At 39.4% G+C, this 15,750-nt stretch carries 15 protein-coding genes; 8 read left to right on the plus strand and 7 right to left on the minus strand.

Annotated features, from left to right (window positions below):
- Position 1: 1 nt before the first annotated feature.
- A complete protein-coding gene (locus BM176_RS16415; protein ID WP_090104993.1) occupies positions 2–799 on the plus strand; it encodes a DUF1223 domain-containing protein in 798 nt (265 codons plus the stop codon).
- Here the strand turns inward: BM176_RS16415 and BM176_RS16420 are convergent.
- Entirely contained in the window at positions 792–1,451 is a 660-nt protein-coding gene (locus BM176_RS16420) for a hypothetical protein (protein WP_090104995.1), read from the minus strand. The genes BM176_RS16415 and BM176_RS16420 overlap by 8 nt on opposite strands.
- The gene (locus BM176_RS16425; protein WP_090104997.1) at positions 1,439–1,969 is read right to left on the minus strand and encodes an RNA polymerase sigma factor; all 531 of its coding nucleotides are present in this window, start codon (positions 1,967–1,969) and stop codon (positions 1,439–1,441) included. The genes BM176_RS16420 and BM176_RS16425 overlap by 13 nt, the downstream gene beginning before the upstream one ends.
- A gap of 486 nt (positions 1,970–2,455) precedes the next feature.
- Here BM176_RS16425 and BM176_RS32945 point away from each other — a divergent pair, with 486 nt between their 5' ends.
- Positions 2,456–2,584, plus strand: coding sequence for a hypothetical protein (locus BM176_RS32945; RefSeq protein WP_255373526.1), 129 nt, complete (start codon positions 2,456–2,458; stop codon positions 2,582–2,584).
- A gap of 137 nt (positions 2,585–2,721) precedes the next feature.
- Here the strand turns inward: BM176_RS32945 and BM176_RS16430 are convergent, their stop codons facing one another.
- Complete coding sequence (locus BM176_RS16430) at positions 2,722–3,045, minus strand: ArsR/SmtB family transcription factor (RefSeq protein ID WP_090104999.1); 324 nt, start codon at positions 3,043–3,045, stop codon at positions 2,722–2,724.
- Positions 3,026–3,478, minus strand: a complete 453-nt coding sequence (locus tag BM176_RS16435) for an SRPBCC family protein (RefSeq protein WP_090105001.1) — start codon at positions 3,476–3,478, stop codon at positions 3,026–3,028. The genes BM176_RS16430 and BM176_RS16435 overlap by 20 nt, the downstream gene beginning before the upstream one ends.
- 466 nt (positions 3,479–3,944) lie before the next feature.
- Between BM176_RS16435 and BM176_RS16440 the strand changes: the two genes are divergently transcribed.
- The 6 genes from BM176_RS16440 to BM176_RS16465 all read left to right on the plus strand — a co-directional run bounded on the left by BM176_RS16440 (position 3,945) and on the right by BM176_RS16465 (position 13,145).
- Complete coding sequence (locus BM176_RS16440; protein ID WP_090105002.1) at positions 3,945–6,053, plus strand: C1 family peptidase; 2,109 nt, start codon at positions 3,945–3,947, stop codon at positions 6,051–6,053.
- 106 nt (positions 6,054–6,159) lie between these two features.
- Complete coding sequence (locus BM176_RS16445) at positions 6,160–6,942, plus strand: M15 family metallopeptidase (RefSeq protein WP_090105004.1); 783 nt, start codon at positions 6,160–6,162, stop codon at positions 6,940–6,942.
- 117 nt (positions 6,943–7,059) lie between these two features.
- Positions 7,060–8,091 (plus strand): catalase family protein, encoded by a 1,032-nt coding sequence (locus tag BM176_RS16450; protein WP_090105005.1) that lies wholly within the window; start codon positions 7,060–7,062, stop codon positions 8,089–8,091.
- Between the two features lie 71 nt (positions 8,092–8,162).
- On the plus strand, positions 8,163–8,348 hold the full coding sequence (locus BM176_RS16455) for a hypothetical protein (RefSeq protein ID WP_090105007.1): 186 nt from the start codon (positions 8,163–8,165) through the stop codon (positions 8,346–8,348).
- Positions 8,349–8,565: 217 nt separating this feature from the next.
- The gene (locus BM176_RS16460) at positions 8,566–11,319 is read left to right on the plus strand and encodes a S8 family serine peptidase (protein WP_090105009.1); all 2,754 of its coding nucleotides are present in this window, start codon (positions 8,566–8,568) and stop codon (positions 11,317–11,319) included.
- Between the two features lie 17 nt (positions 11,320–11,336).
- The gene (locus BM176_RS16465; protein WP_090105011.1) at positions 11,337–13,145 is read left to right on the plus strand and encodes an amidohydrolase family protein; all 1,809 of its coding nucleotides are present in this window, start codon (positions 11,337–11,339) and stop codon (positions 13,143–13,145) included.
- A 74-nt stretch (positions 13,146–13,219) separates the two neighbouring features.
- Here BM176_RS16465 and BM176_RS16470 read toward each other — a convergent pair whose 3' ends face one another.
- From BM176_RS16470 to BM176_RS16480, 3 genes are all read right to left on the minus strand, one after another.
- The gene (locus BM176_RS16470) at positions 13,220–13,441 is read right to left on the minus strand and encodes a hypothetical protein (protein ID WP_090105012.1); all 222 of its coding nucleotides are present in this window, start codon (positions 13,439–13,441) and stop codon (positions 13,220–13,222) included.
- 451 nt (positions 13,442–13,892) lie between these two features.
- Entirely contained in the window at positions 13,893–14,600 is a 708-nt protein-coding gene (locus BM176_RS16475; protein WP_090105014.1) for a LytR/AlgR family response regulator transcription factor, read from the minus strand.
- On the minus strand, positions 14,597–15,652 hold the full coding sequence (locus BM176_RS16480) for a sensor histidine kinase (protein WP_090105016.1): 1,056 nt from the start codon (positions 15,650–15,652) through the stop codon (positions 14,597–14,599). Before BM176_RS16480 ends, BM176_RS16475 begins: the two co-directional genes overlap by 4 nt.
- Between the last annotated feature and the right edge of the window lie 98 nt (positions 15,653–15,750).

Genomic DNA, 15,750 nt, shown 5'->3' on the forward strand with positions numbered 1-15,750 from the left:
CATGAAACCATTTAAAGAAATTTTTCTACTCATTGGCTTAGCATCAATATTCGCGATTGTGGTAGGATTTCAAAACATTAAAAAACAAAATACCATTAAGAACCTACAAAAGAACGATGAACGTAAAGGTTTTGCTGTGGTTGAGCTTTTTACCTCGGAGGGTTGTTGGAGTTGCCCTCCGGCAGATGAGCTTATTGAAAAACTGCAAAAAGGAAACAACAACAAGCAACTCTATATTATGGCTTTTCATGTAGATTATTGGGACCATCAGGGGTGGAAGGATCGTTTTAGCAAGCCAGAATTCACATTGAGGCAACAACAGTATGCCAGTTGGCTTAATCTAAATACCATATACACGCCCCAGATTGTTGTTAATGGCACAACTGAACTTATAGGATCGGATGAGAGTGCTGTTTTAAGTTCCATTAGTTCAGAATTGAAAAAAACTTCATCGGATACTTTTGTTTTACATGCAGAAGTAAAGAGTAAAAATATTCAAGTGACATATTCGGATGTTAGAAGCCATAAGGAATATCAAATCATAATTGCTTTGGTACAGAAATCTGCTCTTTCTAAAGTAAAGGCTGGTGAGAATGCAGGAAAGAATCTATCTCATGTACAAATTGTGAGAGAGTTATATCAGCAGGAATTGGTAAGCGAAAACAATATTTCCATAGACCTTCCTAATGATTTTAATAAAGAAGATTGGGAATTAATAGGTTTTGTACAGAACAAATCCAACGGCAAAATTACTCAGGCAACCAGGTTTGAATTCGACAATAATGTCTATGCTAACTAGTTTCGTATTTATCAATCTGGCTCAACATTTCCATGGATTGGAGCATCGGAGTCCATTCTTTTCCGTCAAAAATTAAGCGGAACCATTTTTTATTCCTATTCTCATATTTAATGTTTAAGAATAGCCAAACAGAAATGAAAGTAAATGAAACAGTCACACTACCCTGAACTACTAACAAGATTGTATTTCCATTTATAAACACACTTTCGGACAAATAAAAGGTGGTCCATAAGGGTAGTTGTAGAAAAAGGATTCGCGCTGTCCATAATGTTGATGACTTCAAGCTGGACAGACGTCTCTGCGCTTCCAATACCGGCCTGCCAAGATCTACCTGATGTATTAAAACTAACTGGTAGAAATAAATCACAAGGGCTATGGCGGTTAACAGCACTTGTATTCCGGCAGAGATCAGGAAGAATTTACTTATTGTAGCAAAGTCGAATAAGAACAGGTTTATGATTATCCCCCCTCCCAAGCCAACCCACACCAGTCCGACGAAGATAGCAAATATCTTCAGTGGCTTCATAGATGATAATAAAGAGCTAACTTTTATTTTGGTAATCTCTTCTGCATTTTTCCTGTTAAGCGACAAGCTCTGTTCTATCTTCTTATCATAAGATTTCCAGAGGTTCAGTATTTCTATATCTTCCATTGTGATTGATTTTGCGTTTGTGAGAATTTTTTCTTTAGTTTTTCTTTGATACGGCTAACTTTGGTGGCTACGTTGGTTTCCGAAATATCCATAATCTCTGCTATTTCCTTGTGGCTTTTCTGTTCGAGGTAAAGGAGCATCAATGCTTTATCCAGTTCCTTTAATTCGGAAATGAACTGATGCAAGAGGCCTACCTTTATATCCAGTTCGTTATTGTAACTTATATCTGCCAGATATAGAATATTATCAGTAATAGGATTGGCAATCTTTTTTCGACGGTGTTCTTTTCTATACATTGATATGGCCACATTCAGAGCTATCCGGTATATCCAGGTGGAGTGTTTGTATTGGTCGTCGTATTTTTCATAAGACTTCCATAATTGCACCAGGATTTCCTGTATCAAATCCTGCCTGTCGTCGGCATCTTTACAATAAGCATTCGCTACTTTGTAAAGAATTCCTTTATTCTCTTCAACAAGTGACAGGAAAAATTCGCTGGCTTTTTCTTTTGTAACCATTAGTATTTGATGTGAAAGGTGCTTTCTTAATTATTCGCACGAGGTGAAAGAATATCACATTTTTAAAAATGATTCTTGTGATTTATCAAGAGGTTATAAACCGGGGCTTTTAATAAAGTCTTTATTATCAACACAAACTAGCACAAAAACCGCAGGATTATATCTATGGCTTTCCCTGTATATAGCCAGCAGAAAAATCGTATTTAAAACAAAATCAACCCATTACAAATATCTTGTATTTTATCGATCTCTGATTCTCCCTGCAAAAAATACAAAGTAGTTGGTATTTTCCTGACCCTTAAAAATAATTAACGTGTGCAAGATGGTTATCCAATAGCATTATTCGCAGGATACGCAGGAGTCCATCTCTTTATAATTCAAAAAATGACAGCTTGCTGTTATTGCTGAATGCAATAAATAAGATAAATGGAACAAGATCAGCCTCTCTCCTGCCATTTGAAAAACTTGAACCAGAAGTGAATAATCATGATATTACGCAGGCTACTGTTTGGCCCCGGAGGAAACAATAAAACGAAAGAGGGGTATTCAAAAATGAATGAAGAGAAGAAGGGAGATCTATTTCAGGAACAGCCATCACCGCAGATGGCGGGTTAAATGCCTGGTATGAGTCTAAAAAAGCATAACCGTTCATGGTTGTGTAGAGAAGAGAATGTGGAACTATGTGTCCACATTCTCATGAGGTGAATGCAAAATTTCCTGAATTGTCAGTGTTCCTCATTCATAAAATTATTTTATTTAGGCAATTTTTTATTTAATAGGGTTTCCAACTTTTTCAGTTTCGATGCCCAGAACTTATCAAAGTAAGAGATCCATTCCTGCAACTCATTGAATCCATCTTGTTTCAGCGTGCAATACCGTTCTCTGCCAATGTCCTCAATAGAAATAAATCCTGCAGTGTACAATATTTTGATGTGTTTTGAAACAGCAGGGCGACTCATATCGAAATTTTCTGCCAGACTGTTGATGGTTAAACTGTCTTTTGAGAGTAACCTTAGCATCTCCCTCCTGCTTGGATCAGCGATTACCTGAAATGTATCAAGTGTTGGTTGTGCCATGTTTTGCAGCGTTTATACGTTCAGCTATCTTATGTATATTTTTAAGCCAACCATCATTCATAGCAGTGTACATAATGAAGTTTTCCATTTCCGAAAAACCGCTATGCTCCAGGAAAAGTTCTGTACCATTATCTTTTTGTTCCAATTTCCATACAACCACCGAATCAAGCGTGATCTTGCCATCCCCAGGTCCACCCTTCCATGAATAAGAAAGCTTTTTGAAAGGAATGATCTCTAATACCCTGCAATAGACAATTCCATCGAAATTTAAATTGGGTAGGGGTCTGGTACTGAATTGAAAGTCATACCCAATAATTGGCTGAAAATCATTTTTCATCAACCATTGCTCTATTAATTCAGGATTCGTCAGATATTCCCAAACCGCCTCAGGAGGATGAGGGAAGAAAAACTGGTGGTTAATACTTGTTGCCATAATACGTAACTTTTAAGTTACCCAAATATATAGGTAACTTTTGAGTTACGCAAATATTTTTAAACAAACAGGAAGTAACTATAATTGTCCCGGAAAGAAAAATGTAGTAAGACCAGGCGTAATAATCCTGCGTTGTTTTCAATTGTAGAGCGCGCTCTAAATGCGACGTGTGTTCCTTTCTTATATAATGAATAGCGAAAAAAAATACCAAGTACTTGGTATTTTTTACAAGAGAAAAGAAAATTACTTTTATATAAAATAGATTCGCAGCCCTCCTAAATATTGATTGTCCTACATTAAGCTTTCTCGATTATCCGCAAATAATAAATTCATTAAAATATGGTAACATTCCATGTTATAGGTAACGCTTTGCCTGAGCAATGATGCTTATGCTGCAAACATATTAGACAGATTGTCTGAAGTTGCCAGATTCCCTTCTTTTCCATAAAATATAAATAACTGAGTTATGACTGAGATTATTCTTAAGCAGAAGTTAAACCCATTTAAAGGTCGTGTTCTAAATGCTCGTCCAGATACAATCGACTTCCGGGATAGCATGTATGCATCCACACTTTTCGAAGTCCCTACCAGGATCGGCCTTGATGATTACAGGAAAGCCGGTGTTCCTATATTGAACCAGGGCCTGGAGGGAGCCTGCACTGGTTTTGGTTTGGCTACAGTTATTCATTATTTATTAAGAATAAGAAAGGGGGATTCATTTATTGAGGAAATCAGCCCCAGGATGCTGTATGAAATGGCCAAAAAGTACGATGAATGGGAAGGTGAGGATTATATAGGATCAAGTGCGCGGGGCGCTATTAAGGGCTGGCATAAGCATGGAGTATGCCTTCAACAGAAATGGATATACGATCCAGGCAATCCGGATAAGGAATTAACGGCAGAAAGAGCAGACAATGCTGCAAGATTCCCTCTTGGAGCTTATTACAGGGTCAATCATAAAGATTTTACAGATATACATACGGCAATGGCCGAAGTGGGTATACTATATGCAACGGCCAGAGTACATGATGGATGGTTCAATGTAGATGCCGATGGCGAAATTCCCTATGAAGGGCAGCAAATTCAAGGAGGACATGCCTTTGCCATGGTTGCTTACGATGAGTATGGCTTCTGGATACAAAATTCCTGGGGGAAAACATGGGGAAAAGATGGATTCGCACGGATCTCCTATGATGACTGGGCTGCAAATGCTACTGACGTTTGGGTTGCCAGGTTAGGTGCTCCGATTTTATTAAGCAGCCCTAACAGCCTGGCTAAAACATTCTCTGTGACTGCCTCAGCGAGTGAACATTTACCTTTTAAAGAACTAAGGCCGCATGTGATCAGCCTGGGGAATAATGGAATATTAAAAGAGACCGGGACTTTCGGGAATACGAAAAACGATGTAAAGCGGATATTTGATGAGTATATTCCGGAAATTACCAAACAGTGGAAGAATAAGCGCATTGTGTTTTATGCACATGGGGGACTTGTTCCAGAAAGTGGGGTTCTGCAACGGCTCTCTGATTACCGTCAGACTCTTTTAACGAAGGAAATTTATCCTATTTTCTTTGTATGGCATTCCGATATGTTGTCTACAATTAAAGGTCTGATTCAGGATGCCTTAAAAGGCAGACAACCAGAAGAAAAGATAAGCTCCGCATTTGATTTTATTCTTGACCGGGTAGATGACATGCTTGAACCATTATTAAGATTGCCGGGTAAGACTGCATGGTCCGAAATGAAGCAAAACGCAAGAGGTGCTTCAAAACCAGGTTCCGGTGGGGCTTCTATTACCCTTGAATATTTACGGGAATTCATAGAAAAAGAAAGCGATACCGGCATTCATCTAATAGGCCATAGTGCAGGAGCTATCTTCCTCGCTCCCTTTATTGAACAACTGAAGGAAATTGCCATACCAGTTAAATCATGTATACTCTGGGCTCCGGCCTGTACCCTTGATGATTTTATAAAGGCTTATGTTCCGGCAATCAGATCTCAGGCAATAGAAAAAGTTACATTATTTACCCTCACGGACCGCGCCGAACAAGATGATAATTGTTTCCACCTTTATAACAAATCTCTCTTGTATCTGGTATCGAACTCGTTTGAAACGACAGCTCGTGGTACTGCTCTCCTGGGTATGGCCAAGTTTATTAATACCCATCATGTCATTAAGAAATTAATCCATGACGGACAACTGGATTGGATTGAATCGCCTAATACCAAGGCTTCACCAGACAGCTCTGTGGCAGGTCATCATGGCGATTTTGATAATGATATTATATGCTTTAACTCCACAGTTCAGCGTATTCTGATTGCAGATCCCGGCCTTGTAAACATGGAAGTGGTTAATATCCAGGAAGGTGATGCGGGAGTTAGAGCCTCACTTATAATTCCTCCAGAAAATGGAGGAGAAGCTGGGCTACGATCTGGTGCCAATCCGGTGGGAGGTGAGGTATTAGAAAAAATACCAATTGCACCTTCACCAACTGACCCACAGACAAAAACAAGACCAAGCAAAAAAGATTATGAGTACAGAAGGAATGGGTTAAATGCTGAATTCAAACTATAAAAAACAGATCAATTAACACATGAGAGCAGTTGGTAATCAAATACGAACTGCTCTCCTCTATTACGAAATTCAACCTCGTAAAAATTCATCAAAAACTAAATAAATCATGGAACCTCTCACACTTATCAAAATAAATAGCCAGGGTGCATTAGTAGAAAGCTGGCAGTTCTTTTTAACAGGCCAGGGCTTCTATGACGGGCCTGTAGATGGAAACTTCACCGGAGAAGTAAAAGACGCTACTATCGAATTCCAGAAAAAAAATGACCTGCAGCCAGATGGTATAGTTGGAAATAAAACCTTCGGTGTTGCTATGCATTTAGGGTTTGAGGGTATTAAAGATGACAGCGTAGATAAATCAGGAGCAAACTTCCCTACTCCACCGCCATTCCCACCTCTCGTGACGAATGAACAGCGAACACCAATCTTCGGGAAGTTTACATTTGTGGCAGCCCCCATACCTGGTAATAAAGAAAATATAAGAATTACCGATAATTGGGAAAGTCAGAATATAAAAATTGTTTCTATCCCTCAATTAACACATGTTAAAGGTAGTGACAAGGTACAATTTCATAAGCTTGCAGCAAATCAACTAACAAAACTATGGAAGGACTGGGAAGAAGCAGGATTGCTCCCGTTGGTATTATCCTGGGGAGGATCATTTGTACCAAGATTTGTAAGAGGAAGCGCAACGACATTAAGCAATCATTCATTCGGTACTGCATTTGATATCAATATGGACTTTAATAAGCGGGGCGCTTTACCCGCATTAGTAAGTCAGAAAGGTTGCGTGAGAGAATTAGTGCAAATAGCTAATAACAATGCATTCTTCTGGGGAGGACATTTTAAAAACAAGGATGGTATGCACTTTGAAATCGCTAAAATATTATAATCCGATAGCACTTTTTCAAGATCTATGATTCTTCAATTTATTCGTAGATCATTGAAATGAATTATATACTATAATATTCTTAATCAATCTTACTATTAATAAAAAAAGGAGGCTCAAATGTCATGGAAAGAAATATACCTCAACGAAAAAGGAAAAAGTGACCCAAAATCCAACGAGGAAAGAGAAAATGTTTTTTTTAAAACGCTTTGTAATGATATCAAAGATGTTGTTAAACATTTTACAGCAGATAACGGATGCCCAATGCGTGGTAATCATGCAAAAATTCTTGCAGGTTTTCAGAAAGCAGAATTTGTTGTTTCTACAGATATAAAAAATGATTTGGCTGTTGGATTTTTAAAGCCAGGGAGAAAGTATGAGGCCTTTGTCCGTTTTTCTAATGCCAGCAGCCAGGTTAATGCTGATGACTCAAATCCTCCTGATTTACGTGGTGTGGCTATCCGTGTTCTAACAAAAAGACCTGGCGAAGAAGAACATGATCATGATTTTCTAATGACAAATGCTGAAAAACATCATGCAAAAAATGCCCGTGAAGAAATGGCAACAATAATGGCAGGAAAAAGGAGGGATACATTGGAAGACAATCATAGCATGGTCGTAAAACTGGGTACACTTACATATTTATCTTGGAAAGTTGGCCTTCTGTCAGCGTTTCGTATCGGAAGAACGTTAAAAAACCAGATGAAGCGTGAGGTTAAGAGTTTGAAAAGTGAAACCTACTGGAGCCGTGTCCCAATTGCTGTCGGCAAGGATCTTAAAAATGCACAGTATCAGTCTACAGCTGTGAAATACAGATTGAAACCATCTGTAGAAGGCTATCTTGCTCAGGAATTGCTTTCCCGAAGTAACCAGATGAAATTCCTTTTTCAGGTGCAACGTTTCCGGGATAATGACGCAACCCCTATTGAAGACGCTAGGGTAGTTTGGCCGACACCTTTTGAAACTATTGCAGTACTAACAATTACAGACGATTCTGAAATAAACAACGAATTAATTGATGCCCTTGAATTTAACCCCTGGAATGTTAATCCGAACCACTTTAAACCTATTGGCAATATGAATCGCTCGCGTAAGACAGTATATCCTGCAAGTGCAAGTACTCGCTGCAAGAATAATCAACAAGCCATCTAAGGCCCTTTCCCATTTTGTACTCCCCACAGTACATCATGGAAAAGAGCTGCCCTTGTGGTACAACGCCTTGAATGAAACTATTAATAGGCATTGAAAATATAAGAGATAAAAATCCTGTTTTTATTTTCATTGATCCACTAAAGGGGCAAATAAGCCTCAAAAAAGCCACACAATTTTTTCAGGAGTTTGAATCAGAAGCAACACTAGCTAATCAAGAAAATTGGGATCAGTTTAGAATTCAGCTATATCATTTTTAAATCTATAGTTAAATCAGGTTATTTCAGAGTCGAAAAATCATCACTTGCAATTCTTTTTACCCGCCGGAAAAACCCCCTAAAATATTTTTTATTTAAAAGAATGATATACCTTTATTATGGACAAACAACAGATGATCGTACCCCAATAGTCTGCCCCCAATTAATAAGCTTGTCATTATTATTTTCTGAGCAAATCATAAATTAATACCCCAAAACAATGAACATCGATGTAAAACGACACATTGCTGATCGTGCCTATTCCCGTTATATTAGCTCTCTTCAGGAAATAGAAAATGTACGCAATGGTATTCTCCATAATCGCCAGGGTAATAAAAAAGTAACGGAGATCAATAACAGTCCTGATCGTCTTGCCAAGCGTATATTAAGAGAAGGGTTACCTCCTGATGAAGCATTGGAGCGGATTAACGGCGTACCTAACTTCCAGGACGTTGCTATTCTTCGTAAGCTCTTCGGAATGTCAACTTCCATCTGCCGCATTATGATTTCATTTGATTTTGGTGGTACTGGCTATGGTACTGGTTTTCTCATTGCTTCGGATCTGATCATTACCAATCATCATGTATTGCCGGATACGGCTACGGCTAATACCGCGCAGGCACAGTTTGGTTATGAGCTGGATGAAAAGGGGAATGCACTAAATCCTGTAAGCTTCAGGCTTAGACCGGATCGTTTCTTTCTTACTTCTGACATTATCAAAGATCAGAATGTGCCTTTCAGCGGTCTGGATTTTTCTATAGTTGCCATAGAAACAACTTCCACCGATAATCAACCTCTCAACCAGTTCGGTTATATACAGCTGGATGGCGGTACCGGGAAAATGCTGGAAGGAGAAAACTGCGTTGTGATACAACATCCGCAAGGCGACTATAAAAAAGTAGTACTGAAAGATATTCGTATGCTTACGCTTGTGGATGATTTTATGATTTATGAATCTGATACCAGTCCTGGCTCTTCTGGTAGTGCGGTGATAGCATTGGGAACCGGTACAATTGTGTCCTTGCATCACTCTGCAGTGCCCCGTAAGAATGCACAAAATCAATGGTTGCGGAAAGATGGTACTGTTGCAAGTGATGGCGACAATGATGATGTGATTGACTGGCTGGGCAATGAAGGTATTCGCATCAGCAGCATCGTAAAAGCTATACAAGGTATGGAAGTGCCGGTTTCAATGCAGGCTTGCAAGGAGCAATTGCTGAAAGCACAGGTAAATATGTTCTCACCTCAAAGCACACAAATGCAACAACCATCTACCCAGGCAATATTACAGGCAGCAGGCCTTCAAAGTACCATTGTGGCATCTGCTCCTGCTCCCACCTCAGAAAAAACACCTCTGGTTTATTTTGAAGTGGAGCTTACTACACAGGAAAACTTGCAGGAAAACTGGATCTCACAAGTATGGGTACAGGTGCCCGGCCTGCAGAGCGTAGAGCAACTGTTTCCGATGGCAACAGCCTCCACGCGCCGGCAATTATACTACATTGGGGTACGTTCCTCACAAAGTCCCTGGGAGCTTGCTGCACAAATAGAAACATTGCCGCATGTAAATGCCTGTACACCCGATTTGCCAGTACAGACTTACATAAACTCCGGCTTGCAGGACAAGCCCGCTACGGCAACTGAATCCCAGATCTTTAATACTGGCAGGGCCGTATGGAATGAAAAAGAGTTTACAGATAAGTGGGCAGAATCATCCTTTTGCAAGGACTTTATTGCCCAGGGAAATAAACTGGCTTACCGGCAATGGAACAAATCAGCTATTAAACTACCCTCTCTCTCAAATGCAACCAGAACTAATCTCAGTAACCTGAAATTAGTTCAGCTGGATACCGGTTATAGTGATCATTCCAAGGTAAGGAACGGGTATAACTTTAATGAAGATGCTGATTTTATCGACGATGATAATGATGCCAGAGATAGAATGTCAACAGGTCCCTTGCTTTTCCCCAGTCATGGTACCCGTACTGCCAGCCTGGTAATAGGAGGAAAAATTACTGGTAGCACGTTCGCAAATGATGGTAACAGTGGTGTATTGAGCCTGGATGACAGCCCATTGATAAAGCTGGTCCCTTACCGTATATCCAAATCCGTAGCCCTGATAGGCCGGGGCAAAGATATGGTCAATGCTGCCACTCATGCCATTAACAATAATGCTGATGTAATGTATATGTGCATGGGCAGTTACCCACGGCCAATGATAGAAGAAATAGCGCGACTAGCCTATGAAAAAGGGGTAATATGGGTATGTGCTGCCGGGAATGAAGTAGAACTGGTAATAGCGCCAGCTATGTATCCAGGCACCATTGCCGTAGCAGGCATAAATCCGGATGGCAAACCCTGGAAGGACAGTTGCAGGGGACCTTCTGTAGATATTTCAGCTCCGGGAGAAGATGTATATGTACCCTTCCTGGATAAAGACGACAATGATATTATGGTGTTTGGTTCCGGTACCAGCTATGCTGCTCCACAAGTGGCTGCTGCTGCAATGTTGTGGAAAGCGAAGCGGAAAGAGGAACTCAGGAATAAATACACAATGGGATGGCAGATAGTGGAAGCTTTCCGTCGTTGCCTGCAAAAAAGTGCTTTCAAACCAGGAAAAGACTGGGAAACAGATAAGTATGGAGCAGGGATCTTAGATATTACAGCACTGCTAAATGTAGAATTACCCGACTTAAAACCAGAAGACAATGCCTATTTTGGCCAGCCCCCAAGGCCTTTCTGGGATCTCGGCATTAGGGAAGCAGTACATCATATATGGAACACTCTTATTGCGAAGCTGACACCTGATACGGAAGCAGCGTTGTCTGTTGCTCCACTTACCCAACGTGGCCGGCTGGCGCTCGAAGCATTTTCCTCTACACAGGCAGGTCCTTTTGAAGCAGCTACAAATAAAACCCGGGCAACACGCAAAATACTGGATACTTATTTTGAAAGCTATATCGCTAAATCTTAACCTTAAAGCAATTCCCCATGGCTATCAATACTTTCTTTGACTTTCACATACACCCTTTGTTTAAGCAATTCCTTAGCAACTATGAAGAGGTATATCCTTCAGACAGAAGTAATACCGTTTTATCGGAAGAAATAGTGTTAAGCAATGAACTGTTACGGCTGGCCGACAATGCTATCCTTCACATCCTTGGCAGCCAATGTAGTGTGTCTCAATTAGAGGAAGGTGGCAGCTTCCTTTGCGTGGCCAATATTGTATCTCTTGAACTGGGTGTGGCTGCTTCAAAGAACCTTGCAGGCCAATTATTACGGTCTGCATTAACACGTCCCCTTGATGCACGCTATTTTAACGAGATCAGTAAAGGCTCTCTCTCCTACTACCAGCTGTTACTAAAAGAGCTGGACCTGTATCGCAAACTGAACGGCGAAAAGGTAAAAATACTTAGCAGAAAACATCCGGGTGATCTGGATGAAATGTTACAAGCCACTGGCCTGCCTTTAATGGCGCTTTCCATAGAAGGAGGGCATAACCTGAGCCGGTTGAAGATTGGCCGACCTGCTGAACCGGATAGAGTTAAAGATATTGAAGATGCAGATGCTGCATATAAAGATTTCGTGAATCACCCGGAACTGCGGGCTGCTGAAAGTTTGCAGCATTTATTTGATGCTTTATGGGAAGATGATTTAGATCTCGTTTATCTTACCCTTACGCATCTTACACATATACAGGAGCAACCATTGGCTACACATGCATATGGCATGAAGTTTTTACATCATTCCTCTTTCTATCCTGCAGGTAACGGACTTACGGAAGAAGGGAAAAAAGTGATTGATACTGCCTACAACCTGAAAATTACAACTGTAGAAGGAGAAACAAAACAAACACCGGTGCTTATAGACATTAAACATATGAGTCTCAAATCCCGGTTGGATTTTTATAAATACCGCAGCGACAATAATTACAAATGGCCTATTGTAGCCACTCACATGGGAGTTACAGGCTATACTCAAAATGAATGGGAACTGGCTTTGCGCGAAGGTGATTGCACATTGTATAAAGAGGATGGTGTAATGGCAGTGGAAATAACCACAGATAAAAAATTTATTGCTGAGACCAATGATTTACTAAAAGACAAGGAATTCTTTTTTAATCCGTGGTCTATTAACCTGATGGATGAAGATATCCTGGAAGTAATGAATAGTGATGGTCTGATAGGCATTAGCCTGGATGTGCGCATACTTGGGTTTGAACCTATGATCAAACTTGGGAAAAGGGATGCACCGGAATATTTATCACTACCAGATTTTAAAACGTTCTTCCCAGAGATACCACTCAGCGGTATGCCAACAGCAGCATCGGAAATGGCTATGGTACAGGAAGGCCTTTTACCTACCAAAAAAGAAGGTCATCCTTTGTCATTATGCTTTAACATATTGCATGTGGCAGCTGTGGGTGCATTGAACAATGTTCACAATCATTGGGACCTGATTTCCATAGGCAGCGATTTCGATGGATTAGTAGACCCGGTTAAAATGTGCAAGAGCAGTGCCAGTGTAAATGAGCTGGAGAAAAACCTGCTTTCATTCCTGCCTAAAGCGGAAGAAAAATATTGTGAGACCTTTCGTGTATCGTCTTTATTGCCCCATATCAACAATAATAAAAACAATCCTGTAGATCAAGAAAAATTAAAGATTTTAGTGCGCAAGATCATGTATGAGAATGGGCGGAACTTCCTTACACGCTGGCAGCAGTGTAATTTCTCCAGGCAGAAACTAAGCGATGCAGGTTTCGGACCTTCAGATGGAAATGGACATGAAGCACTTGCATGACATCTTGTAATAAAAGCTGGCCGTCTACCAATTGCAGACAGCCAGCTTTTCACCGGATATGTTTCAGATAGATCTTACGTCAACAGGTCAAGCTCAACATTACCAGTATTTTTAATAGACTCAACTTTGTCATTTTCATGATATTCATGAATACCTAAGGGCACTATCTTAGAAACGCTGGAGCCATCTTCTAAATATAAATCACATTGTCCATCCTGTTTGCTTTTGTTTTGGATACGGACCTTTTTACTGGGCGGAGTAACGTTACGTATTTCTCCTTTGGGAATCTTTGGCATAGTTTTAATTTTTTTTGTGTTTAGTTATTGATATTTTCTTAACAGGTTTTACCTAAACCTGTAGGTACTGTTTACCACTATAGATAGCGGTGGATGATTATAATTTTTATTGTTAATAATGATTGTAATTGCGCTCTTACAAGTTCAAAATAACAACATAGGAAGGAAGGAGATAAACGCAATACTACCCGTTTTTAGAACCAGGTATTTCTACCTGGTTCTAAAACTTAATAAAAGGGCATGTGATTGAAAGTTTAAATTTGAGATACTTGACCTGAAGGGAAAGCAGTTCTAATTCAACAGCAAATTCTGTTAAAATTCAGTCGGGGAGTAAGAATCCGGGATAAGCAGCTATAACAACACCTGGTATTTATATAATGACAGTAACTTCGGGAATTAAAAGAGGATGGATCAAAAATAAATGAAGGGCTTGAGGTTTATCCTGGCAGCCTTATTTTCCGCTATTACTATTAAGAAGAACTTTCAGTTGCTGCTCAAAATGCTTGCCTACAGGGATTTCTTCACCGGCAATAGTGATTATTCTTTGCTTCATCGATTCAATGCGGTTTATAGGGACTATATAAGAACGGTGTACCCTTATGAATTCCTTTTCACTCAGCTTTTCCAACAATATCTTCATGGTCATTCGAACAACTATTGGTAATTGGTTTTGCAAGTGAATTTTCAGATAATTATCCAGGCCCTCGATAAATAATATATCGGCCAGTACAACCTTCACAACGCCGTAATCAATTTTCAACATCAAATGTTTTGATTGTTCTGCAACTGTTGCGTTCTGAACCAGATTGTAAAAAGCCCTGGCCTTTTCAACCGCCTTTTCAAACCGGCTTAGTGTAAACGGCTTTAGTAAATAATCAATGGCATTAAGATCATAACTTTCCAATGCATATTCACTATATGAAGTGGTAAATATCAGCATCGGTTTATACTGCAGTGATTTGTAAAAATCAACCCCCGAAATGGCAGGCATTTTTATATCAAGAAATAATAATTCTACTGGATTTTTCTCCAGGTACTGTAATGCTGCCGCTGTTTTAGTGAACCCTTTTTCAAATTGAAGGAAATCAAATTTCTTGCAGAATGCTTCAATTAATTCAAGAGCCAATGGCTCATCATCTAATGCAATTGCTTTAATCATATCAATTGAAGTGAAAGAGTGACAGAATATGTTTCCTTATTTTCACTAATTTGTAAATTATGTCTTTCAGGATAAATATGCTTTAGTCTCTCGCGGGTATTACTCATACCAATACCTGTAGACTCAGTACCATATGGAACTTGTACCTTTTTATTAAATACATATAACCTTATCCCGGTATCAGTAACCTGAAGTGTTATTTCTACAATACAATCATCAACATCGGGATTAATCCCATATTTAAAAGCATTTTCAATGTAGGTAATCAATATTAACGGAGTAATTTCTTTACTTCCCGGCTCCCCGGAACACTCAAATCGAACGTAGGTAGTATTTCCCAGCCTGGCTTTTTGCAGCTCTATATAATTCCTTATGTAATCAATTTCCTTTTGTAAAGGTATTTTATAATCATTAGCATCCTTAATCACATAACGCATGAGGCCAGCAAGATGAATTATCGCATCACTTGCCTTATTATCTTTCATTACCGATAAAACATAAATGCTATTAAGTGTATTAAACAGGAAATGTGGATTTATCTGTGATTTGAGTGATGATAGCTCTGCTTTCAACTTTTCCTCCTTTAGTTGAGACAAATGCTCTCTGGTTCTTAAAAGAAATGAGAAAAAAGTGGCTGTAAAAAACAGATAAAGATGACGCCGCATTTCGTCAAACAAAAAGAAAAATGGTGAACGGTTATGCAGTGGACGTGGAATATGCGTATGAAATTCTGGCAAATCCATGTCCATTTTGAGCAAATGAGTCACTATCAGGTGTGGAAATTCAAACGCTATGATTAGCGAAAGTATTACACAAGACGTATATACTATATATTTATGATTGAAAAAGAACCTGGGTATGAAAATATAATAATTGAGGTAAAAAAAACAGAGCAACATACCATTTGCTATCGTATCCTGAACAAAAGGCCTGTTCAATATAAAAAGAGGCTCTCCCGGAGGTCTTGGGAATACAAGAATTGGAACTACTAAAAAAAGTAAAAGAAAAAAAATATGAGTTGTTATACCTCCACCTTTTATCTTTTTGAACATCTTGTCTTTTTTGGATGCAAAGATCAATTTTATTTCCCGGGTTATACAAAGGATTGTGGTAAAACATAATTCCGGCGGGGTGACTATTCAAATAAAAC

Origin of the sequence: Chitinophaga sp. CF118 (genome assembly GCF_900112615.1) — a bacterium.
Lineage (GTDB): Bacteria > Bacteroidota > Bacteroidia > Chitinophagales > Chitinophagaceae > Chitinophaga.

Excerpts from the sequence above, each read along its gene's own strand:
- BM176_RS16415 (WP_090104993.1), top strand. The coding sequence starts at position 2 with ATGAAACCATTTAAAGAAATTTTTCTACTCATTGGCTTAGCATCAATA.
- BM176_RS16420 (WP_090104995.1), bottom strand. The coding sequence starts at position 1,451 with ATGGAAGATATAGAAATACTGAACCTCTGGAAATCTTATGATAAGAAG.
- BM176_RS16425 (WP_090104997.1), bottom strand. The coding sequence starts at position 1,969 with ATGGTTACAAAAGAAAAAGCCAGCGAATTTTTCCTGTCACTTGTTGAA.
- BM176_RS32945 (WP_255373526.1), top strand. The coding sequence starts at position 2,456 with ATGATATTACGCAGGCTACTGTTTGGCCCCGGAGGAAACAATAAAACG.
- BM176_RS16430 (WP_090104999.1), bottom strand. The coding sequence starts at position 3,045 with ATGGCACAACCAACACTTGATACATTTCAGGTAATCGCTGATCCAAGC.
- BM176_RS16435 (WP_090105001.1), bottom strand. The coding sequence starts at position 3,478 with ATGGCAACAAGTATTAACCACCAGTTTTTCTTCCCTCATCCTCCTGAG.
- BM176_RS16440 (WP_090105002.1), top strand. The coding sequence starts at position 3,945 with ATGACTGAGATTATTCTTAAGCAGAAGTTAAACCCATTTAAAGGTCGT.
- BM176_RS16445 (WP_090105004.1), top strand. The coding sequence starts at position 6,160 with ATGGAACCTCTCACACTTATCAAAATAAATAGCCAGGGTGCATTAGTA.
- BM176_RS16450 (WP_090105005.1), top strand. The coding sequence starts at position 7,060 with ATGTCATGGAAAGAAATATACCTCAACGAAAAAGGAAAAAGTGACCCA.
- BM176_RS16455 (WP_090105007.1), top strand. The coding sequence starts at position 8,163 with ATGAAACTATTAATAGGCATTGAAAATATAAGAGATAAAAATCCTGTT.
- BM176_RS16460 (WP_090105009.1), top strand. The coding sequence starts at position 8,566 with ATGAACATCGATGTAAAACGACACATTGCTGATCGTGCCTATTCCCGT.
- BM176_RS16465 (WP_090105011.1), top strand. The coding sequence starts at position 11,337 with ATGGCTATCAATACTTTCTTTGACTTTCACATACACCCTTTGTTTAAG.
- BM176_RS16470 (WP_090105012.1), bottom strand. The coding sequence starts at position 13,441 with ATGCCAAAGATTCCCAAAGGAGAAATACGTAACGTTACTCCGCCCAGT.
- BM176_RS16475 (WP_090105014.1), bottom strand. The coding sequence starts at position 14,600 with ATGATTAAAGCAATTGCATTAGATGATGAGCCATTGGCTCTTGAATTA.
- BM176_RS16480 (WP_090105016.1), bottom strand. The coding sequence starts at position 15,652 with ATGTTCAAAAAGATAAAAGGTGGAGGTATAACAACTCATATTTTTTTT.